This window comes from Kaistia defluvii, assembly GCF_026343955.1.
In the GTDB taxonomy this organism is placed as follows: domain Bacteria; phylum Pseudomonadota; class Alphaproteobacteria; order Rhizobiales; family Kaistiaceae; genus Kaistia; species Kaistia defluvii.
In genome coordinates this window covers 250,556-275,090 of sequence record NZ_JAPKNI010000002.1, presented here as the reverse complement: position 1 = coordinate 275,090, position 24,535 = coordinate 250,556, and the positions used below count along the sequence as shown (strand labels likewise).

Here is a 24,535-nt window from a genome sequence, read left to right as displayed (position 1 = left end):
TGTCACCGCGCTCGAACGTGCTCCAACGCGCGGAAAGCCGCGATTCTTTTTGTGCATCGGAGGGCGGAGTCGGGCCAGAATCAGCGTTCTGGCCATTCCCGCCGCCGCTCGTGTCACGCTAGAGTGGCCCGGTAACCGGCCGGTCGGCGACGCCAAGATCTGCTCACGCGAACGGACGGACAACGGAGGGACTCATGCTGAAATCGATCGACCCGCTTTTGAACGCGGACGTGCTGTACGCCCTGAGGGCGATGGGCCATGGTGACGACCTCGTCATTTGCGACACCAATTTTCCCGCCGACTCCGTCGCCCGCGAAACCGTGCTGGGCGAATTGCTGCGGATCGACAATGTCTCGGCCGCCGAGGCGGCGCGCGCGATCCTCTCCGTCATGCCGCTCGACAGCTTCGTCGACCAGCCGGCACTGCGGATGGAGATCGTCGGCAGCCCCGACCAGCTTCCCGACGTGCAGAACGAAGTACAGGCCGAGATCGACGCCGCCGAAGGCCGTTCCTGGCCGATGGGCTCGGTCGAACGCTTCGATTTCTACGAGCGCGCCCGCAACGCCTATTGCGTCATCCAGACCGGCGAGCGCCGCTTCTATGGCTGCTTCATCCTGAAGAAGGGCGTCATTCCGCCCGACGCGCGCTAGGCGGAGGCGCAACATGACGGATACGAGGCGCGGCGTCGCCATTCTCGGAATCTTCGTGGCGGACCTCGCGTTTCGTGCCGGCCGGATGCCGGCCGTCGGCGAGACCATCGCCGGCTCCGGCTTCAAGATGGGCCCGGGCGGCAAGGGGTCCAATCAGGCCGTCGCGGCGGCCCGGGCGGGCGCACCGGTCACTTTCCTGTCGAAGATCGGCAAGGACGCATTCGGCGCCGTGGCCCTCGACACCTGGCGGACCGAGGGCATCGCCGCCCAGGTCACCGAGATGACGGACCAGCCGACCGGCGCCGCCTTCATCTATGTGAACGACGCGACGGGCGAAAACGCGATCATCGTTGTGCCCGGCGCCGCGGCGACGATCAGCGCCGGCGATGTCGAGGCGGCGGCGGACGGGATCCGCACGGCTGCGGTGTTCATCACCCAGCTCGAGCAGCCGGTCGAGGCCGCCCGACGGGGGCTCGAGATCGCCCGCGCCGCCGGCGTGGTGACGATCTTCAACCCGGCCCCCGCCGAAGCCTTCGACGACGCGCTCTACGCGCTTTGCGACTATGTCACGCCCAACGAGAGCGAAGCGGCGCTGCTGACCGGCATCGCCGTCACGGACCTCGCCAGTGCGCGCCAGGCTGGCGACGCCTTTCTCGCCAAGGGCGTTGGCACGGCACTGATCACGCTGGGCGAAGCCGGCGTGCTGCTGCACAGCCGCAGCGGCTCGATTCACATCCCGGCCGTGAACGCCGGCCCGGTCGTCGAGACAGCCGGCGCTGGCGATGCGTTCAATGGCGGCTTCGCCGCGGCGCTGGCGGGCGGCGCGGACCCGGTCGCCGCCGCGCGCTTCGGCTGCGCCGTTGCCGGCATTTCCGTCACGCGCGCGGGCACGGCGCCCTCGATGCCCTACCGGGCCGAGGTCGAAGACCTGCTTCAGGCGAGCGGTGCATGAGGCGGCAGATCCGGCACCTGTGAAGTCCGCACGGGCGCCGAGCAAGCGAAGATAGCAGCAATCTTTGAATATCGCAGAGGCAGATAGTATTGCTTCCATACTTTTTGCTTTTTTCATGTATGAAAAGCAAAATGCAAGGAAGAAAAACTTACCCGTTGACGCCGCCTGCGATTGCCGCTTTTGTTGTTGCCCAGCCCGGCAGGCGCATCCTTCGCGCAACGCCGGCCAGATCGGGAATTGTGCCGCCGCGAGGCTGCATGGAGGAAGGTGAATGCACGCGCTCGCCAGATGAACCGTCCAACGGTCCGGCACCAGCAGCGGCAATCACCGAAACGTCGTCTCAATCGGGAGGATTTTCATGAAGACGCAGGACTACGAACAGCATTCGAAGTGGCTGGCCAGCCGCCGCGGCATCCTGAAGGGCGCCGCCGGCCTCGGCGCGCTCGCCGCGACCGGCGCGCTCGGCATGGGCGGCGCCAGCCTGTTCGCCCAGCCCGCCATGGCGCAGGCCGGCGACCTTCGCGCCCAGCTTCTGGCGGTTCCCGGCGTCGGCAAGGGTTCGCCCACCGATGCCGACTGGCAGAAGGTCGGCGAGATGGTGCTCGACGCGACCAAGAAGAACGTCAAGGAAGGCGAGTTCGCCGGTGTTGAGCTGACCTTCATGGGGCTCAACAACCAGAACCTGCACAACATGCTGTTCCGCGGCTTCCTGAAGCCGTGGGAGGCCTATACCGGCGCCAAGATCAACTGGATCGACCTCGCCCAGGCCGACTATAACGCCCGCCTGCAGCAGTCGATTGCCACCGGCACCGTCGATTTCGACGTCATCGAGATGGGCGCTCCCTTCGAGGGCGACGTCTGCGGCAAGGGTCTCGCTTCCGAGATGCCGGACTGGGTCAAGGCCCAGATCGACATGGACGACTATGTCGGCTACCTCAAGGCGCCGGTCGGCACCTGGAACGGCAAGACCTATCGCGTCTCGATCGACGGCGACTGCCACACCTTCAACTATCGGACCGACGTGTTCGCCGATGCCGACCTCGCCAAGGCGTGGAAGGACGAAGGCCATGAGGGCGAGTGGGGCGTGCCGAAGACCTGGCAGCAGGTTCAGGCCGCGACCAAGTTCCTCAAGGGCAAGAAGCTCGGCGGTCAGGACCTCTATGGCTATCTCGACGCGCCGAAGGCCTGGGGCGGTTTCGGCTTCTACTTCCTCGGCAGCCGCGCCACCGGCTATGCGAAGCATCCCGACGACAAGGCCTGGCTTTTCGATGCCGACACGATGAAGCCGCGCATCAACAATCCGGCCTGGGTGCGCGCCATCCAGGACGTGATCGACGCGCTGCCCTCGGAGCCGGCCGACCAGATCAACGCGGACCCGAACACCACCGCCTTCCAGCAGTTCCTGGGCGGCACCGGCTCGATGGTCTCCTGGTGGGGCGACGTCGGCTCCAACGCCAAGACCAGCGACACCTCGGTCGTCGGCGACGTCACCGGCTTCTCGATCCTGCCGGGCTCGGACGACGTCTACAACGCCAAGACCGGCCAGTGGGACAAGCTCGCCTCCGGCCCGAACTATGCGCCCAACATGGCCTTCCTTGGCTGGGGCGTCTATGTCATGGCGCGCGTCGACGCCGACGAGAAGAAGAAGAAGGCGGCCTGGTCCGCTGCCGCCCATCTCGGCGGCAAGGACATCGCACTCTGGATGTCGGCCTATCCCTCGGGCTTCCAGCCCTACCGGAACAGCCAGTTCAACATTCCGGAATGGGTCGCTGCCGGCTATGACGAGGCGTTCATCACCGCCTACCTCAATGCCAACAAGGACAGCTACAATCACCCCAACGCGGCGATTGAGCCGCGCATCCCCGGCATCTTCCAGTACTACTCGATCGCCGAGGACGAACTGGCCAAGACCTTCGCGGGTCAGGGTACCGCCCAGGAAGGCGCCGACAGGATCGCCGCTGCCTGGGAGAAACTGACCGATCAGATCGGCCGCGACAAGCAGATCGAGCTCTACAAGGCCTCGCTCGGCGGCTAAGCCTGGCGCCTGCCGGCTCCGGGGCCAGCAGGCGGTTCTTCGGCCCCAGGGCCGGGAGACCGTCCATCGGCCGCAAGCCGGCGGACATGCCAGCGGAACGTAATGGGCTGGCGGCGCGAATGCGTCGCCAGCCGGTTTTTTCTGGGAGCGTCGTCCGCGACGTTCATTGATGAGCAAACCTCTATGCAGACGTCCCAAGTTGCCGCGCCGCAGGACCTGATCGCCACGCACGACATACCGCCCGCGCGCCGCGCGGCGGGCAAGTGGCTGATCACGCTGGCGACGCTCGCGCTCGCCGCCATCGTCCTGTTCCAGATTCTGTACGCCGCCGGCCAGACGGAAACCGGCTTCGCCAACTGGCGTCCGGTCCTCTACGCCTATCTCGCCTGGGGCGTCGCCCTCGGCGTCGGCCAGGTGATGATCCGTGGCGAGGGCGGCAAACGGGCGCTGTTCGTACTGCCGGCAATCCTGTTCACCGTCGCCGTGGTGATCTTCCCCACCATCGCCGGCCTCTACATCGCCTTCACCGACTGGAACCTCGCGTCGTTCGAGGGCCGCTCGTTCAACGGCCTCGCCAATTTCTGGGCGCTGATGAACGACGGCTATTTCTGGAACGCGCTGCGCAACATGGGCTTCTATGTGCTGGCGGTGCTGCTGCAATACGCCATCGCCTTCGGCCTGGCGCTTCTCCTCAACGCCGAAATCCGCGCGCGAAAATTCTTCCGCGTCGCCTTCCTGATGCCCTTCATGCTGAGCCCGGTCGCCGTCGGCTGGATGGTCGGCAAGTCGCTGATGGAATACCGCTTCGGCCCTGCCGCTACCCTCGCGCGCCATCTCGGCTGGGAGAGCCCCGCATTCTTCGCCTCGCCCTGGATCGCCCGCTTCTCGATCATGGCGATGGATGCCTGGGTCTGGATCCCGTTCGTGATGATCCTGTTGCTCGCCGGTCTGCAGGCGCTGCCCAAGGAAATCATGGAGGCAGCCAAGGTTGACGGCGCCAATGGCTGGCGCTCGTTCTGGCAGATCGTTTTTCCGCTGATGCTGCCGGTTTCGATCACCGCCATCATCATCCGCGTCATCTTCCAGCTGAAGCTGGCCGACATCGTCATCACCGTGACCTCGGGTGGGCCCGGCGGCTCGACCGACACCGTATCGAGCTTCATCTTCCGCGAATATCGCGACCGTTCGAATGTCGGCTACGGCACCATGGTGGCGGAGTTCTATTTCATCCTGATCGCCCTGTTCATCGCCCTGCTGCTCTGGGGTTCCAGCCGCTGGATGAAGCGGGTGACCGGATAATGGCCACGAGCATGAAAGCACAAAACGCCATGGCCCCCCGCTATCAAGCCTACCGCGAACCGCCGAGCGAGCTCGTCAGCAATTCGAAGCGCATCGCCGGCAAGGTGGCGATCTACACGCTGCTGATCCTGTGGACCTTCATCGCGCTGTTCCCGATCTACTGGACCATCACGACGTCGTTCAAGGTCGCCGTCGACGTCACCCAGGGCCACATGATTCCCTGGTACGACTACACGCCCGACTGGCGTGGCTGGCGCTCGATCGGCCTGTCTCCGGATACGATCTTCAGCACCTCCACGGTGCGCGAAGAGTTCATGAAGCGCTTCCTGAACTCGGCCATCATGTCGATCGGCGCCTCGCTGCTGGCCGTCATCCTCGGCTCGCTCGCCGCCTACGGCCTGGTCCGCTTCGACTACAAGTTCGCGATCTGGCGCAACCGCGACATCTCGTTCTTCTTCCTGTCGCAGCTGATCCTGCCGCCCGTCGTGCTCGCCATGCCGTTCCTCGTTCTCTACAAGGAACTGGCGCTGCTCGACACTCGCATCGGCCTCATCGTCGTCTACACGCTGATGGTGCTGCCGATCGTCATTTGGATCATGCGCGACCAGTTCCGCGGCATTCCCGTCGAGCTCGAACAGGCGGCCCTCGTCGACGGCTGCTCCACCTGGGGCGCGTTCATGCGCATCGTGCTGCCGATCTCGCTGCCGGGCATGGTCGCCGCCTTCATCCTGTCGGTGGTGCTCTGCTGGAACGAGTATTTCTTCGCCGCCCTGCTGACCTCGACCAACGCCAACACGCTGCCGGTGATGGTGGCGAGCCAGACCGGATCGCAGGGCATCAACTGGTGGTCGATGGCCGCGCTCTCGACGGCCGCGATCGCGCCGCTCGCCATCGTCGGCATCTTCCTGGAGCGCTACATCGTCAAGGGCTTGACGGCCGGCGCGGTGAAGTAGCCAAGCGAGCTTCAAGCAAGGTCCCTCACCCCCACCCTCTCCCGCGCGCGGGAGAGGGCTTTTCGGTCGGCGGGCTTCCCCAAATGCGAGTTTATCCAGCGCAGCTCGATCCCCTCTCCCGCACGCGGGAAAGGGTTAGGGTGAGGGTCTCGCTACCCAGCCACACCTCCAAGAAACCGACGCTACTTCTTGGGCGCCCGGACCTTCTTTTTGCCGGCCGGAGCGATCTCCAGCGGCTTGGCCGCCTTGCGAAAGTCGGCCCAGGGATCGGTACCGAGCGAGGCTAGACGGGTCGGCATGTTGAGAACCGTGAAGTAGGCCGGCCCGATCGCCGGGCTCAATTCCTCCCAGGCGAGCGGCGCTGAGACCGGCGCGCCAGGGCGCGCACGGGTCGAATAGGGCGCCACCGCCGTCTGGCCGCGCTGGTTGCGCAGATAGTCGATCAGGATCTTGCCGGGGCGCTTGGCCTTGCTGATGGTCGAGACGTAGAGATCCGGGCTGTCGGAGGCCATCGCGTCGGCAAGCCCCTTGGTGAAGGCCTTGATCTCGGGCCATTCGGCCTTGGGCGCGAGCGGCGCCACGACGTGCAGCCCCTTGCCGCCGGATGTCTTCACGAATGCGTCGAGCCCCGCATCGGCCAGCCTCTGCCGAACCTCCTGCGCCGCGTCGATCACGGCCTGCCAGTCGATACCCTCGCCGGGATCGAGGTCCAGGATGATCATGTCCGGCTTCTCCCAGGCGTCGAGCGTCGAGCCCCAGGGATGGATTTCGAGCACGGCCGATTGGACCAGCGCCGTCAGCCCGTCGAGATCCTCGATGCTGATCAACTGCTCGATGTCCCGGGTCGACGGGTCGTCGACCAGCACGATCGCCTCGTTCAGACCCTTCCAGGCGTTCTTCTGGAAGAACTGCTCGCCCGTGATGCCACTCGGACAGCGCAGCAATGACAGGGGCCGGTGGGTGATATAGGGCGCGATCGAGGGCCAGATCTCGGCATAGTAGTCGGCGAGCCCCTGCTTGGTGACCCCCGCATCCGGCCAATACACGCGGTCGGGATGGGTCAGCTTGACGGTTGAGCGCGCGGGTTCTCCCCGCGCAGGCTTCTTCTTGCTCGCCGGCTTCTCATCCATGGCAGCGGTCTCCCGGGTAATCTCGACGGCCGGCTTGTCCTCGCGCAGGCCGCGGAAGGAAGCATGGCGGAGATGACCATCCGCCGTCCAGGCGCGAAACTCGACCTCGGCAACCAGATCCGGCCGGACGAAACGAACCTTTCGCCCCTCCTCCGTCGTGAGCGGCGAGCCGAACGGACTTTCGCTGGTCCGCATCCTTTCGAGCGTCTTGAACAGATCCTCCGCCACGCTCGCGGAAAAGCCAGTGCCGACGCGGCCGACATGCTGAAGCGCGCCGCCCTCCTGCACGCCCAGCACCAGCGAACCGATGGCGCGACGCGAGGTCGTCGACGGCACATAGCCTCCGATGACGAATTCCTGCCGCTTCGAACTCTTCGTCTTCAGCCAACTCTTGCTGCGACCCGAACGATAGGGTGAATCCGCGACCTTGGAGACGATGCCTTCGAGGCCGAGCCGGCTCGCATGGCGAAACACCACAGCGCCTTCCTCCTCGAAATGCTGGCTGAGGCGCAGGCAGGGCCCAGCCTGCGCCACGACCTGGGCCAGTAGTTGCTGGCGCTGGGTAAGGGGCAAGTCGCGAAGATCGTAGCCATCGAGATAGAGCAGGTCGAAGACATAGAACACGAAGCGATCCGAGCGCCCCTCACTCAGATCGGCCTGCAGCGCCGAAAAATCCGACGCGCCGCCATCCGTCTCGACCACCAGTTCGCCGTCGATCCAGGCCGTGCCGATCGGCAGCGCCTGCAGCGCGCCGGCGACCTCCTTGCCGAACTTCTTGGTCCAGTCGAGGCCGGTGCGGGTGAGCAGCTTGACCCGTCCGGCCGCGACATGCGCGAGCAGCCGGTAGCCGTCGAACTTGATCTCGTGGATCCAGCGCTCGCCGGCGGGCGGCGCGTCAGTGAGCGTCGCCAATTCCGGCTCTATGGAGGCCGGCATGGCCATCTTCCTGGCGCCCTCGAACTGGGCGGGGTCCGGAAGTGACGGCGGGGGTTCCGCTTCGCCCTCCGATGCCGGTTCGGTCTTTGCCGAAACCTCCTTTACGGCGGCCTTGGCTTTGGCCGGCGCTTTGGCTTTGCTCGAAGGCCTGGCCTTTACCACCGGCTTTGCCTGGGCCTCGGGCTTTGCCTTCGCCCGGGGGTTGCGGGCGGGCTTGGCCTTGTCCGCCTCGCCCTGGTCGCGCTCGATCTTGCCGGTCTTGGACGACCAGCCGGGCTCTTCGCCCTCGACATCTTCCAGCGCGCGCCCGCTCTTCACCGAATCCGGCATTTCCTCCAGAATATCCGGCGCGCCGGAAGGACGGGCGGCCTCATCCTCCGCCTTGATCAGCAGCCAGTTCTCGCGCTTCTCGCCGGGCCGGCCATGCATCTTCACGAGATGCCAGCGGCCATGCAGCTTCTCGCCCTTAAGCTCGAACTCCAGATGCCCCTTGGCGTAGCCCTTGTGCGGGTCACCGACCGGTTCCCAGCTGCCACGGTCCCAGACGAGCACGGTGCCACCGCCATACTCGCCCTTCGGAATGGTGCCTTCGAAGCCGCCATATTCGAGCGGGTGGTCCTCGACATGCACGGCAAGGCGCTTCTCCGAAGGATCCAGGCTTGGCCCCCGGGTGACGGCCCAGCTTTTCAGGACGCCGTCCATCTCCAGGCGGAAGTCGTAGTGCAGCCGCCTCGCATCATGCTTCTGGATGACGAAACTATGCCCCGCTGCCTGACCCTTCGTCGCCTTGCCTCTCCGGGAGGCCTTGCCTCCCGCCGGCTCGGCGGTGACCTTGAAATCGCGCTTGCTGCGATAGACTTCGAGCGGCGCGGCCATGTCAGCTTGCCTTGCGGCGCGGCGCGGCCGCCGGCTTGGCCGCCGTCTTGCTCTTGCTCGCGGTCTTGGCCTTGGCCGGGACGGTCTCCTTGGCCTTCACACCTGCACTTTCGCGCAGCGCCGCCATCAGGTCGACCACCTTGGCGGTCTTGCGCGGCGGCGGCGCCTTGAAGGTCTTGCCTTCGAGCTTGGCCTTGACCAGATCGGCCAGGGCCGCCTCGTAGCGATCGTCGAAGGCAGCGGGGTCGAAGGTGCCGCGCTTGGTCTCGATGATGTGCTTGGCGAGCTCCAGCATCTCGCCTTCGATCTTCAGCTTCGGGATCGGATCGAACGCTTCGCGCGCCGGGCGAACGGCGTAGTCGAAGCTCAGAGTCGTTGCGACCAGTCCCTCCTCATCGGGCCGGATCAAGACGCTGCGCATGCGGCGGAACAGGACGGCGCGGGCAATCGCCACGGCCCCGCTCCTGCGCATGCCGTCGCGGATCAGCACGAAGGCCTCCATGGCCGCCTTATCGGCGGGCGTCAGGTAGTAGGGCCGATCGAAATAAGCATCGTCGACCTGATCCAGCTTCAGGAAGGTCTCGACCGCCAGCGTCTTGTCGCTTTCGGGCGTCGCGGCGGCGATTTCCTCGGGGTCGATCTCGACATATTCCCCGGCGGCGATCTCGTAGCCCTTGATCTGCTCGTCGGCCTCGACGGGCTTGCCGGTATCCTGGTCGACGAATTGACGCCGGATACGGTGGCCGGTGGCGCGATTGAGGGTGTGAAAAGCGATCCGGTCGGAGGTCGAAGCGGCGGTGTGCAGCGCCACCGGACAGAGGATCTCGGCGACCTTGAGGTAGCCCTTCCATATAGCCCTTGGAGCCATCTTCCGTACTCCCACGCACCACCGAACGATCCGCCAACCCTAGCAAGGGGTGCGAACGGAGAGTCCAATGACCATTGCGTGATTCAGTTCCGGTTTCGCACAGTCTCTCCGGTGGAGGCCAGGACCGGGGCACCGCCCCCGATGAATGACGGCGGAGCCAAGACTCCGCCGCCCCGTCGCCTAGACGAACGGCGTCTCGTCCAGGAAGCGCTCGAGCACGTTCCAGGTGATGCGCGAGACGTTGTTGTCATAGTCGTTGTGCGAGAGCGAGCCGCACCAGGCGATCGACGACGTGGCGAAAAGCGCGCCGCCCGAGGGCGTTTCGCCGAAGGCGAGATCCGCATGCACGCGCTCGTTCTGGTCACCGCCGAGATTGGGCGGCACGACGCCGAATTCCTCGTTGACCAGCATCATCATGGCGCTGTGGCCGTCCGACGAGGCGAGCCGCAGCATGTTGGGGGGGCCGCCGAGATTGGCCGAGATGCAATCGAGCTCGATGCCCGCCGCGCCGCCGCCAACCAGGCCGAAATCGCCGATGATTTCGTCCGGCACATCCTTGAAGATGAAGGCCGCGCGCGGATGGTCCGCGTCGGGCGCCCGCCGGTAGAAGGTCGAGATGTCGAAGCCCTGGGCGATGAAGCCGACGCCGGCCATGACGTTCGGCGCCCGGCCGATGCGCCGCCACAGGCCACCGAACTCGCCGTTGAACGACTGGTAATATTCGCCGGGCTCGGCCGCCCAGGTGCGGATGCCGTCCTCGGCGCGCCGCACCTCGATGACGCCGGGCTCCGTCTTGTGGAATCCGATGCGCCAGTACCAGCCATTGCCGCCCATATACATGAGCCGGCCGCCGCGATCGATCCACGCCTTCATCCCGTCCCACATCGCCGTCGAATGATATTCGGGATGGGTGCCCGTGATGACGATGCGATAATCGGCGAGAAGGTCATAGCCCTCCTCGTGCAGGTCCTCGTCGGTGATCAGGTCGTAGTCGACGCCCTTGTGGTCGAGCCAGTCGAAAAGATGCGTGTCGGCATTGTACTGGTAGAGCGCCGAACCGGGACCGCCGAGCCAGGAATGATAGCGCGGCGAGAAGTTGAGGTTCGGCCGCAGGCGGCTCGAATAGCAGACGCCCGAGCCGTCGGCATGGGTGTCGTAATGCGAACCGCCGAGTTCGGGGTGGTCGTACATGTAGAGGTCGGTATGGCCGAAGGTCAGCAGCCGGCCCATCTGCCGCTCCGCGCCGCGCGCCGTGATGTGCTCGGCGTGGTTGCAATAGGAGAGGTAGGACATGGTCGGCGCCAGCACCAGGACGGGCGGGCGCTTGCCGCGCTTCGCCTTGTCGCGCGGCGGGCGGACGAAGAAGGGAATGTAGGTCTCGCGCGTCGCGGTCTCGTCGCTGTCGCCCGACCAGGCATGCAGCGCATAGGCGCCGCTCTTCAGATCGTCCGGGATGCTCAGCGAGACCGAGGTCTCCCACTGCGCGTCATAGATGTCGTCATGGTGGAAATGCACCGCGCCGTAATGCTCGGGCTTGTTCGGCCAGGCCTGTTCCTCGCCGGTCCAGTTGTGGCCCTTCATGGCGCGGGCCGGCATCTGCATCAGCCGGCCATGCCGGCCGGACGGGCCGATGTCGATGGCGTTGACGCTTTCGATCTCGCGGGAAAAATCCCAATGGGCGATCCGCGCCGTCACCACGTCCTGCGGCGCGCTGCCAGCCAGCAGGCCATCATGATCGGCATGGGTGCGCACACCCGAAAGCAGGATCGGACCGTCGATCTTGCCATCGAAATGATGGCCGACCGTGCCGTCGCTATCGGGGCGGCCGGCGAGATAGAAGGCGACCGGCGGCGCCTGCACTTCCAGGCGAATGCGGCCGCGATACTGGCCATGGTCGCGGACGACCGCATAGGGGATGAGCGGACGCTGGTCGAGCGTGAACTCGCCGCTGGGCGGATCGAAGGTGACCGCGATCTGGTACCATTGGCGCTCCAGCATCGGATGATCGACGCGGACCGTCTCGGTGCCGCCGCTGCCGTCGCCGACCGTCAGCGAAAGCCGGCCCTCGTCGCCGATGCCGATCTGGAAGCCGGCCTGGGTCGCGGGATCCCATTGCGCCGCGATCACCTGCTCGCCGCGTCCGGGCATCGTCGGCCAGACGAAGCCGAGGAAGGAGAAGGTCTGAGCGGCCACCGCCGGCAGTTCCGTGGCCACCATGTAGGAGCCGGCGTCGATGCGCTGCGGCTTGCCGGCGTGAATGCCGTCGATCTCGGTCGGGATGTGGGGAAACTTCAGGCCGGGGCCGGCGGGATTGCAGTCGCCATTGACGACGCGGACCAGCCGCGCCTCGAAGGTCTCGCCTTCCTCCAGTGAAATCTTGAAGGCGATCTCTTCGCCCGGGGCGACGCTGTAGCGGTCGGGATAGCCGACGATCTTGAGCATGGAATGAAATCCGGATTGGCGCAGGAAACGGGATCGCTGTGGCAGCGATCGGCGATTCGAACGGGAAGGGTCAGTCGCGAAGCGGCCGGTTGATGCTTTCGCCTGTCAGCAGGCGCCAGCGGCGACGGAAGACTTCCCATTCCGCCTCTTCGATGTCGGTGAAGACGGGTCCGTCCTCGATCGCGATCGGTTCGCGACGATCGGCCGGCATCAGCCCCAGCACCCATTCCTCGAACGGGCGCTTGCAGACCAGCACCACCTGCTTGCCGGAAGGGTCGTGGCGCATGGTATTGAGAAGCCGCTGCAGGCCGGGGCTGTGCGCGCCGATCGGCTTCTGCCGGAACTCCTCGATGTAGTGTCGATCTATCTCCGGATCGATCTTGTAGACCATGAGCACTCCCCCTGCGTCGAACCCTACAATGGAAACTGAAGCAACTCCGACAAGACAAGACCGGCCGCGCCCAGCAGCGCTGCGCGGTCTTCCGTCTCCCCGATCGCGAAGCTGATTTCTCCCCCGCTGCGCGATGGTACGAGCGCGCGGACATGTCCCGCAATCGCCTCGGCCATGATTTCCCCGCCGCCGACGACGTCGCCGTGCAAAACGTAGAAATTCGGCGCCACGGTCTGCTGCAGATTGGCGATGCCGACGGCGACGTTGCGGGCGTAGAGATCGAGCAGGTCGCGCGCGCCCGGCGCGCCCGCGCCGGCCAGGGCGACCAGGCGGCGCGAATTGATCTCGTCGGGCGCGTCGATGCCGATGGCGCGCGCCTGGCGGCGCAGCCAGCCCACGGTCGCGATCGTCTCCCAGCAGCCGCGCCGGCCGCAGGAACAGATCTCGCCATCGACCTGCACGAAGGTATGGCCGAGTTCGCCGCCGGCGCCGCTGCGACCGCGATAGAGATGGCCGCCGAGATAGAGCGCGCCGCCGAGCACCTCGCCGGTATAGACAGCGGCGAAATTCTGCATGCCGCGCCCCTTGCCGAACCAGCGATCGCCGACCAGCAGGGCACGCGGATGATGGTCGAGCAAAGCCGGCAGGCCGTAGCGTCGAGCCAGCATGTCGCCGAGCTCGAAGCCATTCATCACCGGCGCCAGGTTGACGGCGATGATGGCGCGGCGATCGGTGTCGACCATGCCGCCGACCGCAACCCCGATGCCGAGCGGCTCGCGCCGGGCGGAAGCCAGGGTGCGCGAGGTGCAGCGCTCGATGGCGCGCTCGATATCGGCGATCTTCGGATTATCCGGAAACCGCACGCTGTGCTCGGCCGAGAGGGTGCCGGCCAGGGTGACGAGGCAGGTATGGACCGCGTCCGGCATCAGCATCATGCCGCAGATCGGCCGGGCATCCGGTGAAAACCACAGTGGCCGCGCCGGCTTGCCGCCTGCCTCGCTCGGCCGGATCGGCTCCCCCTCCACCAGCACCTGCTGGTCGAGCAAAGGCTGGACGATGCCGGAAATGGTGGTGCGGTTGACGCCGGCCAGTCGCGCCAGCTCCGCCCGGCTGGTCGGGCCGAGATCGAACAGCGTCTGCAGCACCCGCCCCCGATTGGCGGACCCGACCATCGAGGACGACAGCAGCGACCGGCCATGCGGCACCATCCGCACGTCGCCGGAGACATCTTCCTCGTCCATGGACCAACGCTGGGTGGAAGGTTCGCGCTCCAAGCTGCCCTCGTTGTGCTCGCGGCGACCGGATGGCCGGCCCTCCGCTTCCTATACGGAAACTCGGCTGGGTGCGCGCGCTGCCAGTCCGACCTCCGAATTAATTCTTAGCCGATCATCGGGTCGTTGACGAGTTAAAATGTTTGTGCGAGCCTCATACTAACAAGACGATCCGGTCGCCGCCACAGCCTTCGATGGGAACCGAGGCTGCAGCGGCCAGTAAGCAGCCGTGCTCGTCGTGCTCAACGAGCGCCAGTCATGGATCTGGCGCCGGACAATGCTTCCAAGAGGAGAGTGGGAACATGAAGTCTGGATTCGATTTCAATCTTTCGCGTCGAAGCCTGCTGAAAAGCAGCGCAGCGCTTGCTGGCACCGCGGCTATCGGCGGCGGGTTGATGCCGCGCCGTGCCATGGCTGCCGACAAGACCTTGCGCGTTCTGCTTGCCGGCGACCCGTTCTACTATGCGATCGAGGGGTTGAAGGACCAGTTCGAGCAGGAAACCGGCATCAAGCTGCAGATCGAGGCGATCTCGCTCGAGGCGCTGCAGGCGCGCCTGACCTCGTCCTTCATCAGCAACGAGCCGGACGCCGACGTCATTTCGGTCGACCAGATGTGGCTCGGCCAGTATCTCGAGAGCAAGTGGATCACCCCGCTCAACGAGTTCATCAAGGCGGATAGCGACACGCATATCGAGGACTACATCCCCGAGGTGCTCTACTCGCTGAATACCTGGCGTGGCCAGATCGGCACGCTGCCGGTCGCCGCCTATGGCCAGATGGTGCTCTACCGCAAGGATTTCGCCGACAAGGCCGGCATCGCCGTGCCGGAGGATGGCAGCTGGTCGTGGAACGACTATCTCGCCGCCGTGCAGAAGATGAACGGCCAGGATTTCGACGGCCACAAGATGAGCGGCACCGTGCTGGCAGGACAGCAGCCCGCCCCCGTCGTGCACATGTATTCGCAGCTCGCCGCCAGCATGGGCACGCGCTGGTTCAAGGACTTCCCGGCCGCGACGGCCTGGGATTTCCAGCCCACCATCAACAGCCCGGAAAACCTCGCCGCGCTGAAGATCTTCGCCGAGCTCTACAAGAACGCGCCGGCTGAATCGGTCGGCTACAACTGGTTCGACGCCGGCATGCGCTTCGCCAAGGGCGATGTCGGCATGTTCTACTGGTGGACGCCCTATGCCTACCTTTGCAAGAAGGACGGCTATATGAGCGGCAAGGACTCGGTCGTCGCCGACAAGCTCGGCATCGCACGCCTGCCCAAGGGCCCGGGTGAACAGGTCGTGTCGCTCGGCGGCCACAGCCTCGGCATCACCGCCAACACCGCCAATCGCGACGCCTCCTGGCAGTTCGTCAAATGGGCGACATCGGCCAAGACGCAGAAGGCGATGGGCCTCTACAACAAGTATGGCTACCAGTTCTCCGACTTCGCCCGGCCGTCGCTCTACAAGGATGCCGAGTTGCTGAAGATCTACCCGCACCTGACCGCCCAGCTCGGCGATCTGGAGCGCGGCAACGGCAAGATCGTCCGCCCGCCGGTGCCGGTCTACACGACGCTCGAAGGCATTTACGGCCTCAACCTCAACAAGGTCCTGACCGGCCAGCTGACGCCCGAGGCCTGCCTCTCGGATACCTCGACCTTCTTCGAGACCATCCTCAAGGGCAACTTCCTGATCCCGTACCAGCAGGCATCGTTCAACGATACGCTGGACGCGACCAAGAGCCTGCTCAAGTCGCTCGCCTAAGTCCGGCGGCCGGCCGGAACCTCCCTGCCAGGCGGTTCCGGCTTCAAGCAGAGCCTCTACCTGAGAGCAAAGAGCCCAAGATCTTTGCTCGACAAAGAGTGGACGGGACTTCCCTCCCGGCCCCGTCCACTCTCTTTTCCATTGGAGCGTCCATGTCCGCAGTATCCATCGCCACGCCGCCGCGGGCGCGACGGCGCTTGCCCGATTACACGCCGTGGCTGCTGATCAGCCCGTCCATCCTGCTGCTGGTGGCGCTGATCGCGTTCCCGCTGCTGTTCGCGCTCAAGAACAGCTTCTACTTCTGGAACCTGCAGATGGGCCCCTCGCCGATGGGTTTCATCGGCTTCGACAACTACAGGATGGCGTTGTCGAACGGCATGTTCCTCGACTCGCTGAAGACGACGCTGATGATGACCGTCGTCGGCACGGTGGTGGAATTCACGCTCGGCCTCGCCATCGCGCTCCTGCTCCTGCGCAAGCTGCGCGGCATCAAGCTGACCCGCGTGCTGCTGATCATGCCGACGACCATTGCGCCGATCGTGGTCGGTTTCCTGTTCCGCTACATGTATGATCCCAATGGCGGGCTGATCCCCTGGCTACTGACCTCGGCAGGCATCCCGTTGCCGGCCGCCGGTCTGCTCGGCTCGCCGTCGACGGCGCTCTGGGCAGTGCTGTTCGCCGATATCTGGCAGTGGACCCCGTTCTTTGCCATCGTGCTCTATGCCGCCCTGCTCGCCGTGCCCGGCGAGATCGTCGAGGCGGCGAAGATCGATGGCATCACGCCCTGGAAGCAGTTGCTGCACATCAAGCTGCCGCTCATCCGCAAGACGGCGATGATCGTGGTGATGCTGCGCTTCATGCAGATCTTCAACACCTTCGACCTGGTCGTGGTGCTCACCAAGGGCGGGCCGGGAACGTCGAGCCGGACGCTTGGCTACAGCCTCTATCAAGCCGGCATGGTCGATTTCAACATCGGCCTCTCCAGCGCCATGACGTGGATGATGGTCATCGTCGTCAACGCCATCATCGGCCTCTTCGTCTTCTTCGCGTTCAAGGATTGGGATTGATATGGAAGGCTCGGAAAGCGTCGCCGGCCGGCTGCTCGGCTATGCGGCCATGGGGCTGCTGCTGCTGATCTTCATCGGCCCGATCCTCTGGTTCGTGCTGCTCGCGATCCGGCCGGCGGAAACCTATTTCGCCATGCCGCCGGTCCTGTCCTTCACGCCCAACTGGGAATCGATCCGCTACACCTTCTTCAACCCCGGCAACAACGCGCCGCAGCTGATGAACAGCCTGATCGTCGCGGTGGGCGCGGTCGCGCTCAACCTGCCGTTCTCGTTCCCGGCGGCCTATGCGCTGTCGCGCTACAAGATCCGCGGCCGCAAGCACATCATGCTCTGGTATCTCGGCCTGCTGATGGCGCCGCCCGTCGCCTTCCTGATCCCCTACTCGATCCTGGCCAGCCTTGCCGGTGTGAAGGGGACGTATTTCTCGATGATCCTGATCTCGCAGACCCTGACCATTCCGTTCTCGGTCTGGCTGATGCGGAGCTTCATCGACGAGGTGCCGATCGAGATCGAGGAAGCGGCGCGCATCGACGGGGCGGGCACGACCACGATCCTGCTCAAGTTCATCCTGCCGATGGTGATGCCGGGCCTGATCGTCACCTCGATGTTCGCCTTCGTGTTCTCGTGGAACAACGCGGCCTTCCCGCTGGTGCTGGCCAACCGCAGCACGACGACGCTGCCGGTCGGCACGCTGCAATATTTCGGCACCGCCGGCGTCACCTGGGGCTTCATCGCCTCGGCCGCCGTCGCCGCCATGATCCCCCCCATGCTGATTTTCCTCGTGCTCGACCGCTATGTCGTCCGAGGCCTGACCTTTGGTTCCGTGAAAGGATAAAACGGAAATGACGTCATCGCGTAAAGTTCGCTTCGGCGTGGTGGGAGCGGGCCTCTGGGGCTCGTTCCATTGCAAGACCTTGAGCGCCATCGAGGGCGCCGAGCTCGCCGCGGTCTGCGATCTCGACCCCGCCCGCGTCGCCGACATGCAGAAGCAGTTCGGCGCGGCCAAGACCTATACCGATTATCGTCAGCTGCTGGCCGATCCCGATATCGACGCCGTCACGGTGGCGACGCCCGATTTCGCCCATGGCGACATCGTCCTGGCCGCCATCCAGGCCGGCAAGCATGTGATGAGCGAGAAGCCGCTCGCGACCACGCTGGCCGAGGTCGAGGCGATCGCCGCCGCCGCCGACAAGGCCGGCGTCAAGGTGATGGTCGACTTCCACAACCGCGTGAACCCGGCCATCGCCGCCGCCCGCGACGCCATCGCCGCCGGCGAGATCGGCATGCCGCTGCATGCCTCCGCGAAGCTGTCGAACACCGTGTTCGTGCCCTATGACCTGCTGTCCTGGGCCGGCCGCTCGTCGGCGCTCTGGTTCCTGGGCAGCCATTCGCTCGACGCGCTGCGCTTCATCATGGGCGCTGAAGTGAAGCGGGTGCAGGCGATGGTGCGGCGCGGCTACCTGGCGTCGAATGGCGTCGATACCGCCGACGTCCATCTCTCGATCCTCGAATTCGACAATGGCGCCATCGCCCAGATGGAAAACAGCTGGGTGCTGCCGCGCGACATGCCCGGCGTCGTCGATTTCCGGCTCGAGTTCATCGGCGAGAAGGGTGCGATCCAGACCGACACGGCGCAGAACAGCGCCTTCAGCAAATACACCGGCTCCGGCCGGCGGGCCCATGACCTGCTCGGCGTGACACCGGCGGCGGGCGGGCGCATCGGCGGCTTCGTCATGGAGGCGATCGCCCGCTTCATCGATTCAGTCGCGCATGACGCGCCGCTGCTGGCCGATGCGCAGGACGGCCTGCGCGTGACCCGCGTGCTGACGGCGATCGAAGAGGCGGCCGCAACGGGCAAGATCATTACGCTCGCCGACGGCGTCTAAGCGCGACGAACACAAGAGGGCAGCGCGGATCCTTCCGCGCTGCCTTTTTGACCCCGGTCAGGGGCTCAGCGCCCCTTCGGCTTGGACTCGGAAGCGATGCTCTTGCGCAGCGCATCCATGATGCTGACCACGTTGCCGTGGCTGACCGGCGCTTCCTTGCGGGCCGGGGGCTTCCTGCCCCTCTTCTTCGCCGCGATGATATCCAGGAGACGCTCCTGCACGGGATCGCTCACCATGGCCGGCGACCAGGTCTTGATGCGTTCCCTGATCAGGGTCTGCATCATTTCCAGCAGCTTCGCATCCGCCTTGGCGTCGCCAATCGGCTCGAAATAATCATCCTCCGGGCGGATCTCGTCACCGTAGTGGAGGGTCCAGAGTTCGATGCCATTGTCACGCGGCTTCAGCATCACGGCCCGCTCGCGCCGATAGAGGACCAAGCGGGAAATACCGACCGTGCCCGTCGCGGCCATGGCGTCGCGAATGACCGAGAAAGCCTCCTCGCCGACCGGGTCGTCCGGCACGAGATAATGCGGCTTGTCGTACCAGATCCAGTCAATGTCATCCGCCGGCACGAACATCTCGATATCGATCGTGCGCGTGCTTTCCAGAGCGACGGAATCGATCTCGTCATCCTCCAGCATCAGGAACTCGTGCTCGCCGCGCTGGTAGCCCTTGACCTGATCATCATCCTCGACGAGGTCGCCCGTTTCCGTGTCGACATATTGGCTGACGACCCGGTTGCCAGTGGCGCGGTTCAGCGTGTGAAAACGCACCTTTTCATTGTCGGTGGTGGCCGGGATCATCGCCACCGGACAGGTGACGAGCGAGAGCTTCAGATAGCCTTTCCAGAATGAACGCGGCGCCATGATGTTCTCGTCCGCTGGCAGGTTACGGAATCATGAAATAGACGGCGAGGAATCCGAGCACCACCGCCACGATACCGGCCAGCAGCATGTATCGCAGCCGATGCGGCGTGATCGCCTGCCGGGCCTGCGTCGTTGTCGCGTGTTCCTCGGAGGACTGTCCTGCTCGCCGGTCCATGCTCGCCTCTTTCGGTCGTGGGGAATGGGGACCAGTCGCCATGCGCTCAGCCATGCGCCCGATGCTCCGCATTGCGCTTCCGGGTGGCCGCGGCCTTCCTGGCTGCAGCCGAGCGATCGGCCGCCGGGCGCGCTGCCGACGCGGCACCGCCTTTTTCGCCGCCCTTATGCGCGGCGGGGTGGCCGGTGTCGGCCCCGCGGCCGGAGCCGGACTTCTTGCCGCCGCCATCATCCTTGTTGACGGTAGCCCAGGCACGTCGCTCGGCTTCCTTCTCCGGAACGCCGCGCTCTTCATAGCCCTCGGCAATATGATCGGCCTTGCGTTCCTGCTTGTCGGTATATTTCGATTTGTCGCCCCGGGGCATGTTGCACCTCCGTTTGCTTCAACCGGGGGTCAACGCAGCGGCGCCGGGGGAGTTCCGGCCAAGGCCGCCTTCGGTCAGGCCGCCTCGTCGCACAGCGCGGAATAGACCTGTTCGTTCAGAACCGCCTGGCGGATCGACTTGACCACCTTGGGCGAACGCAGCTTGCGTGCCAAGGAGGCCAGCACGTTCAGATAAGTCGTGGAACTCTGGCCCGGCAGCAGCAGCAGGCAGACGATGTCGACCGGGATGTCGTCGATCGACTCGAAATCGATCGGCTTCTTCAGCCGGATCACCATGCCGAACGGCGTCTCGAGGCCGGGAACCGGCGCATGCGGAATGGCGATGCCCTCTCCGACGCCGGTTGACCCGAGCCTCTCGCGATTGTGGATTGCCTGGAAGATGTCATCCGCCGGCAGGTCCAGCGCCTGCGCAGCCTGATCCGACAGGCCGCGCAGCAACTTCGCCTTCGAGGGGGCCGGAAGGTCAATCATCACGCTTTCGGGCTTGATGAATTGGGAAAGGATCATCGTCTCACTCGCATCGGCACCAAGGTGCGCATCGGATCACGGCACGGCCTGTGCCAGTTCATTCATTCGACGTCGCGCAACCGATAGCCGACGCCCGTTTCGGTGGTGATGTATTCGGGCTGGTCCGGCTGACGTTCGATCTTCTGGCGGAGCTGGCGCACATAGACGCGCAGGTATTGCACATCCGTCGAGCCGCCCCAAACCTGGCTCAGGAGATATTGATGGGTCAGCACCTTGCCGGCGTGCTGCACCAGCACGCGCAGGATGTCGTATTCCTTCGGCGACAGCTTGATCTCCCGGTCGGCGACCTTGACAATCCGCTTGACGAGATCGACGGAAAGCTCGCCCGTCTGAAAGATCGGCTTCTCGCCCTGCTGCTGCAACTTGTGGCGGAGAGCAACACGAATGCGCGCCACCAGTTCCTTCATCCCGAAGGGCTTGCTCATGTAGTCATCGGCGCCGAGTTCCAGCGCCCGCACGATGCCGGCCTCGTCGGTGCGGCTGGACAGCACGACGATCGGGAGATCCGGCAGCTCGGTCCGCCAGCGGCCGATCAGCTCGTGCCCCGGCATGTCCGGCAGGCCGAGATCGAGCAGGATCAGGTCCGGCTTTTCGGCCGCGACATGCTCGATCGCCGTGCGCGCATTGGTCGCCTCGTCGACGGCAAAGCCCTCGGACGTCAGCCCGACCCGCAGCAGGCGGCGGATCGGGGGTTCGTCGTCGACGATGAGGATTCGGACCATCGGACCGTTCATGGCAGCTCTTCCAGCGTGGCGGCGTCGGCCGGGACCGGCATCCTGATGGTGAAGACCGCGCCCGAGCGGCCGTTACGGTTGCTGGCCTCTATCGTCCCGCCCATCGCCTCGACGAAGCCACGGCAGATCGACAGCCCCAGGCCCGTTCCGGCCAGCACATGGTCGGTCTTGCGCACCCGATAGAAGGTATCGAAGACCCGTTCAAGGTCGGCCGACGGAATGCCAGGCCCCTCGTCCATCACCTGCAGCAGCACGATCCCGCCATCGGCCCAGCCCTGGATCCGCACCGTCGAGGCCTCGGGCGCGTATTTGGCGGCATTGTCGAGCAGGTTGAACAACACCTGCTCGAACAGAACGGGATCGAGCCGCACCATCGGCAGGTCAGCGGGGATGTCGACCTCGACGACATGGCGCGACAGGATCTTGGCCGCGCGGCGCAGCGCCGTTCCGACGACATCGCCGACATATTGCGCCGAGGCATTCGGCGCCATCGCGCCGGATTCGATCCGCGTCATGTCGAGCAGATTGGCGATGAAGCGATGCAGCCGCTCGGATTCGTCGATGACGGTCGAAAGCAGGTCGACCCGGTCGGCCTCGGCAATGGTGTCCGGATAGTCGCGCAGCGCCTCTGCCGCGCCCATGATCGCGGCAAGCGGGGTCTTCAAGTCGTGCGAGATCGAGGTCAGCAGCGCCGAGCGCAGCCGATCCGCCTCGGCCGCGAGACGGGCTCGGTCGACATCGGCGACCAGTTCGATCCGCTCGATGGCGAGCGCCGCCTGGTCGGCGAGCGAGTCGAACAGCCGCTGTTCCTCGGGCGTCAACAACGGCCCCTGCCCGTCATCGTCGAGCCCGACGACGCCGACCGCCGTGCGGCCGGTACGCAGCGGCAGATAGAGCCGCTTCGCGCCGGGCAACGTGTCGGCGCCGCGCCCGGCCGGGCGATTGTGCTCCCAGGCCCAGCGCGCCGCGGCGATATCCGCATCGAGCAACGTGTCATCCGGCGGATAGCCGGCGCGCACCGCAATCGTGCCGTTTTCGGGCAGAAGCACGACGACCCGTACCTTCAGCATCGAGGCGATCTGGTAGACCGTCGCCCAGAGCACATCCTCGAGCGTGCCGGCGCCGGCCAGCTTCTTGCTGAAAAGATAGAGGCCTTCGGTGGTGCGGGCGCGCTGCCGCGCCGCCGCCGCCTGGCGCTGCACGCGAGCGGTGAGATTGCTGGCAATGACCGCGACGCCAAGGAAGAACACGAAGGCGATCACGCTCTCCGGGTCGCCGATGTTGAACGTATACAACGGCGGCAGGAAGAAGAAGTTGAAGGCGAGCGCGGCGACGGCCGAGGTGAACAGAGCCGGCCCGAGACCCGCCGTTACGGCCGAGGTCAGCACCGCCATCAGGAAGACCAGCGCCAGATTGCGGACGTCGAGCACGCGCAGCAGCATGGCGAAGGCGAGCCCGATGCCGACATAGCCGACGCCGAGCGCATAGGGGCCAATCCTGAACCGGCGCGGCGTGGCCAACGCCACGCCGCGTGCTGGCGGCGCCTCGCGGTCGTCGCCGGAGATGACGTGGACGCTGATGTCGCCGGCAAGCCGGATCAGCTCATGCGACACCGAGCCTTCGAACGCCTCGCGCCAGCGGGACTTGTCCGGCTTGCCGACGATGATGTGCGTCGCATTGGCCGCCAGCGCATGACGGACAATGTCCCGGGCTACGTCCTGCCCCGGCAGGGTGATCGCCTCGCCGCCCAGTTGCTCGGCCAGCCGCAGCGTGGCGGCGATGCGGTCCTTGTCGGCCTCCGGCAGGCCGGCGGAACGCGCCGTCTCGATATGGATCGCCGCCCAGGGCGCCCGCAGCCGGTCCGCCTGACGGCGCGCATAGCGCACCAGCGACGCGCTACGCGGCTGCTCGTCGATGCAGACCAGCACGCGGTCGCCCGCCGCCCAGGGCCCGGAGATAGCATGCGCCTGCATGTGACTGACGAGTTGCTCGTCGACCCTCTGCGCCGTGCGGCGTAGCGCCAGCTCGCGCAGCGCGGTCAGATTGCCGGGCGAGAAATAGTTCTCGATCGCCCGCTTCGCCGTGCCGGCGAAATAGACCTTGCCCTCATGCAGGCGCTTGATCAGGTCGTCGGGGGTGAGGTCGATGACCTCGACATCGTCGGCGCGGTCGATGATCGAATCCGGCACCGTCTCGCGCACCCGGATCCGGGTGATCTGGGCAACGACGTCGTTCAGGCTTTCGACATGCTGGATGTTGAGCGTGGTATAGACGTCGATGCCGCACGCGAGAATCTCCTCGACGTCGAGATAGCGCTTGGGGTGGCGGCTGCCCTCGGCATTGGTATGGGCGAGTTCATCGACCAGCACCAGCGCCGGCCGGCGCGCGAGGATGGCGTCGAGGTCCATCTCTTCGAGCACGCGGCCACGATAGTCGACCGTCCTGCGCGGAATGACCTCGAAGCCCTCGACCAGCGCCTCCGTCTCGGCCCGGCCATGCGTCTCGACCACGCCGATGAGGACATCGACGCCATCGGCCTTGCGGGCCCGGCCGGACATCAGCATCTCGTAGGTCTTGCCAACACCGGGTGCCGCGCCAAGGAAGATCTTCAGCCGGCCGCGCGTCTCGCGCGTCGCCCGCTCCAGCAGTGCCTCGGGGGACGGCCGGTTCGGCGCGTCTCGACTGTCGTCAGGCATCAATCACGCCCCATCTGTCCGAACGGCCGGAACCGACGCCGGAGCGCGGGTTCCGGCCCCTGCCTGTCATGGCGCGCCGGCTGCGTCCAGCGCAAGGTTCAAGGCAAGAACGTTGACGACCGGCTCGCCCAGGAAGCCAAGCTGCCGATCCTCGACATGCGCCGTGACCAGCGCCTTCACGGTGACCTCGTCCAGCCCGCGCGCCTTGGCGACGCGGGGCACCTGGAACAGGGCGGCCTCCGGCGAGATATCGGGGTCGAGGCCGCTGCCCGAGGTGGTGACCAGGTCGATCGGCACGGCGGCGCCGGGGTTTTCCGCCTTCAGCTTTTCCGCTTCGGCCTGGATGCGCTGGATCAGGGCCGGATTGCTCGGGCCGAGATTGGAGCCGCCGGAAGACGCCGCGTCATAGCCCTTGCCGGCGGCCGAGGGGCGGCCGTGGAAATAGCGGTCGGTGGTGAAACTCTGCCCGATGAGCTCGGAACCGACGACCTTGCCCTCGCGCTCGATCAGGCTGCCATTGGCCTGGCGCGGGAACAGCGCCTGGGCGATGCCGGTCATCCCCAGCGGATAGATCAGGCCGGTGATCACGGTGAGCGCGACGATCATCAGGATCGCAGGGCGTAGCTGTTTCAACATGGAAATATC

21 protein-coding genes are annotated in these 24,535 nt (G+C 65.6%); 9 read left to right on the top strand and 12 right to left on the bottom strand.

Annotated features, from left to right (window positions below):
• The first annotated feature begins 194 nt into the window (after positions 1-194).
• From OSH10_RS05715 to OSH10_RS05695, 5 genes are all read left to right on the top strand, one after another.
• On the top strand, positions 195-650 hold the full coding sequence (locus tag OSH10_RS05715) for an RbsD/FucU family protein (RefSeq protein WP_266330660.1): 456 nt from the start codon (positions 195-197) through the stop codon (positions 648-650).
• Between the two features lie 13 nt (positions 651-663).
• Positions 664-1,602, top strand: coding sequence for a ribokinase (rbsK, locus tag OSH10_RS05710; RefSeq protein WP_266330659.1), 939 nt, complete (start codon positions 664-666; stop codon positions 1,600-1,602).
• Between the two features lie 358 nt (positions 1,603-1,960).
• Positions 1,961-3,637, top strand: coding sequence for a type 2 periplasmic-binding domain-containing protein (locus OSH10_RS05705; RefSeq protein ID WP_266330657.1), 1,677 nt, complete (start codon positions 1,961-1,963; stop codon positions 3,635-3,637).
• A 183-nt stretch (positions 3,638-3,820) separates the two neighbouring features.
• A complete protein-coding gene (locus OSH10_RS05700; protein WP_266330656.1) occupies positions 3,821-4,936 on the top strand; it encodes a carbohydrate ABC transporter permease in 1,116 nt (371 codons plus the stop codon).
• A gap of 11 nt (positions 4,937-4,947) precedes the next feature.
• Positions 4,948-5,889, top strand: a complete 942-nt coding sequence (locus OSH10_RS05695; RefSeq protein ID WP_407660676.1) for a carbohydrate ABC transporter permease — start codon at positions 4,948-4,950, stop codon at positions 5,887-5,889.
• Between the two features lie 182 nt (positions 5,890-6,071).
• On the opposite strand, the gene ligD is transcribed toward OSH10_RS05695, so the two are convergent.
• The 5 genes from ligD to OSH10_RS05670 form a co-directional block, all read right to left on the bottom strand.
• Positions 6,072-8,831 carry a DNA ligase D gene (gene ligD / locus OSH10_RS05690; RefSeq protein ID WP_266330655.1) on the bottom strand — a complete coding sequence of 920 codons (2,760 nt, stop codon included), beginning with the start codon at positions 8,829-8,831 and terminating at the stop codon, positions 6,072-6,074.
• Between the two features lies 1 nt (position 8,832).
• Positions 8,833-9,699 carry a non-homologous end joining protein Ku gene (gene ku, locus OSH10_RS05685; RefSeq protein WP_266330654.1) on the bottom strand — a complete coding sequence of 289 codons (867 nt, stop codon included), beginning with the start codon at positions 9,697-9,699 and terminating at the stop codon, positions 8,833-8,835.
• Positions 9,700-9,879: 180 nt separating this feature from the next.
• Positions 9,880-12,141, bottom strand: a complete 2,262-nt coding sequence (locus OSH10_RS05680) for a N,N-dimethylformamidase beta subunit family domain-containing protein (protein ID WP_266330653.1) — start codon at positions 12,139-12,141, stop codon at positions 9,880-9,882.
• 70 nt (positions 12,142-12,211) lie between these two features.
• On the bottom strand, positions 12,212-12,532 hold the full coding sequence (locus OSH10_RS05675) for a hypothetical protein (RefSeq protein ID WP_266330652.1): 321 nt from the start codon (positions 12,530-12,532) through the stop codon (positions 12,212-12,214).
• A 23-nt stretch (positions 12,533-12,555) separates the two neighbouring features.
• Positions 12,556-13,773, bottom strand: coding sequence for an ROK family protein (locus tag OSH10_RS05670; protein WP_266330651.1), 1,218 nt, complete (start codon positions 13,771-13,773; stop codon positions 12,556-12,558).
• Between the two features lie 332 nt (positions 13,774-14,105).
• Here OSH10_RS05670 and OSH10_RS05665 point away from each other — a divergent pair, with 332 nt between their 5' ends.
• The 4 genes from OSH10_RS05665 to OSH10_RS05650 all read left to right on the top strand — a co-directional run bounded on the left by OSH10_RS05665 (position 14,106) and on the right by OSH10_RS05650 (position 18,507).
• Positions 14,106-15,554 (top strand): substrate-binding domain-containing protein, encoded by a 1,449-nt coding sequence (locus OSH10_RS05665; RefSeq protein WP_266330650.1) that lies wholly within the window; start codon positions 14,106-14,108, stop codon positions 15,552-15,554.
• 152 nt (positions 15,555-15,706) lie between these two features.
• Entirely contained in the window at positions 15,707-16,621 is a 915-nt protein-coding gene (locus OSH10_RS05660; RefSeq protein WP_266330649.1) for a carbohydrate ABC transporter permease, read from the top strand.
• A 1-nt stretch (position 16,622) separates the two neighbouring features.
• Positions 16,623-17,456 (top strand): carbohydrate ABC transporter permease, encoded by an 834-nt coding sequence (locus OSH10_RS05655; protein ID WP_266330648.1) that lies wholly within the window; start codon positions 16,623-16,625, stop codon positions 17,454-17,456.
• 7 nt (positions 17,457-17,463) lie between these two features.
• The gene (locus tag OSH10_RS05650; RefSeq protein ID WP_266330647.1) at positions 17,464-18,507 is read left to right on the top strand and encodes a Gfo/Idh/MocA family protein; all 1,044 of its coding nucleotides are present in this window, start codon (positions 17,464-17,466) and stop codon (positions 18,505-18,507) included.
• A 65-nt stretch (positions 18,508-18,572) separates the two neighbouring features.
• On the opposite strand, the gene ku (OSH10_RS05645) is transcribed toward OSH10_RS05650, so the two are convergent.
• The 7 genes from ku (OSH10_RS05645) to kdpC all read right to left on the bottom strand — a co-directional run bounded on the left by ku (OSH10_RS05645) (position 18,573) and on the right by kdpC (position 24,526).
• Positions 18,573-19,373: a non-homologous end joining protein Ku gene (gene ku / locus OSH10_RS05645; RefSeq protein WP_266330646.1), complete on the bottom strand. Its 801-nt coding sequence runs from the start codon at positions 19,371-19,373 to the stop codon at positions 18,573-18,575.
• A gap of 22 nt (positions 19,374-19,395) precedes the next feature.
• On the bottom strand, positions 19,396-19,548 hold the full coding sequence (locus OSH10_RS05640; protein ID WP_266330644.1) for a hypothetical protein: 153 nt from the start codon (positions 19,546-19,548) through the stop codon (positions 19,396-19,398).
• Between the two features lie 46 nt (positions 19,549-19,594).
• On the bottom strand, positions 19,595-19,912 hold the full coding sequence (locus tag OSH10_RS05635) for a plasmid stabilization protein (protein ID WP_266330643.1): 318 nt from the start codon (positions 19,910-19,912) through the stop codon (positions 19,595-19,597).
• 74 nt (positions 19,913-19,986) lie between these two features.
• A complete protein-coding gene (locus OSH10_RS05630; protein ID WP_266330642.1) occupies positions 19,987-20,439 on the bottom strand; it encodes a PTS sugar transporter subunit IIA in 453 nt (150 codons plus the stop codon).
• A 62-nt stretch (positions 20,440-20,501) separates the two neighbouring features.
• Complete coding sequence (locus OSH10_RS05625) at positions 20,502-21,194, bottom strand: response regulator transcription factor (RefSeq protein WP_266330641.1); 693 nt, start codon at positions 21,192-21,194, stop codon at positions 20,502-20,504.
• Positions 21,191-23,890 carry a sensor histidine kinase gene (locus OSH10_RS05620; RefSeq protein WP_266330640.1) on the bottom strand — a complete coding sequence of 900 codons (2,700 nt, stop codon included), beginning with the start codon at positions 23,888-23,890 and terminating at the stop codon, positions 21,191-21,193. Before OSH10_RS05620 ends, OSH10_RS05625 begins: the two co-directional genes overlap by 4 nt.
• A gap of 66 nt (positions 23,891-23,956) precedes the next feature.
• Complete coding sequence (gene kdpC, locus OSH10_RS05615; RefSeq protein ID WP_266330639.1) at positions 23,957-24,526, bottom strand: potassium-transporting ATPase subunit KdpC; 570 nt, start codon at positions 24,524-24,526, stop codon at positions 23,957-23,959.
• Between the last annotated feature and the right edge of the window lie 9 nt (positions 24,527-24,535).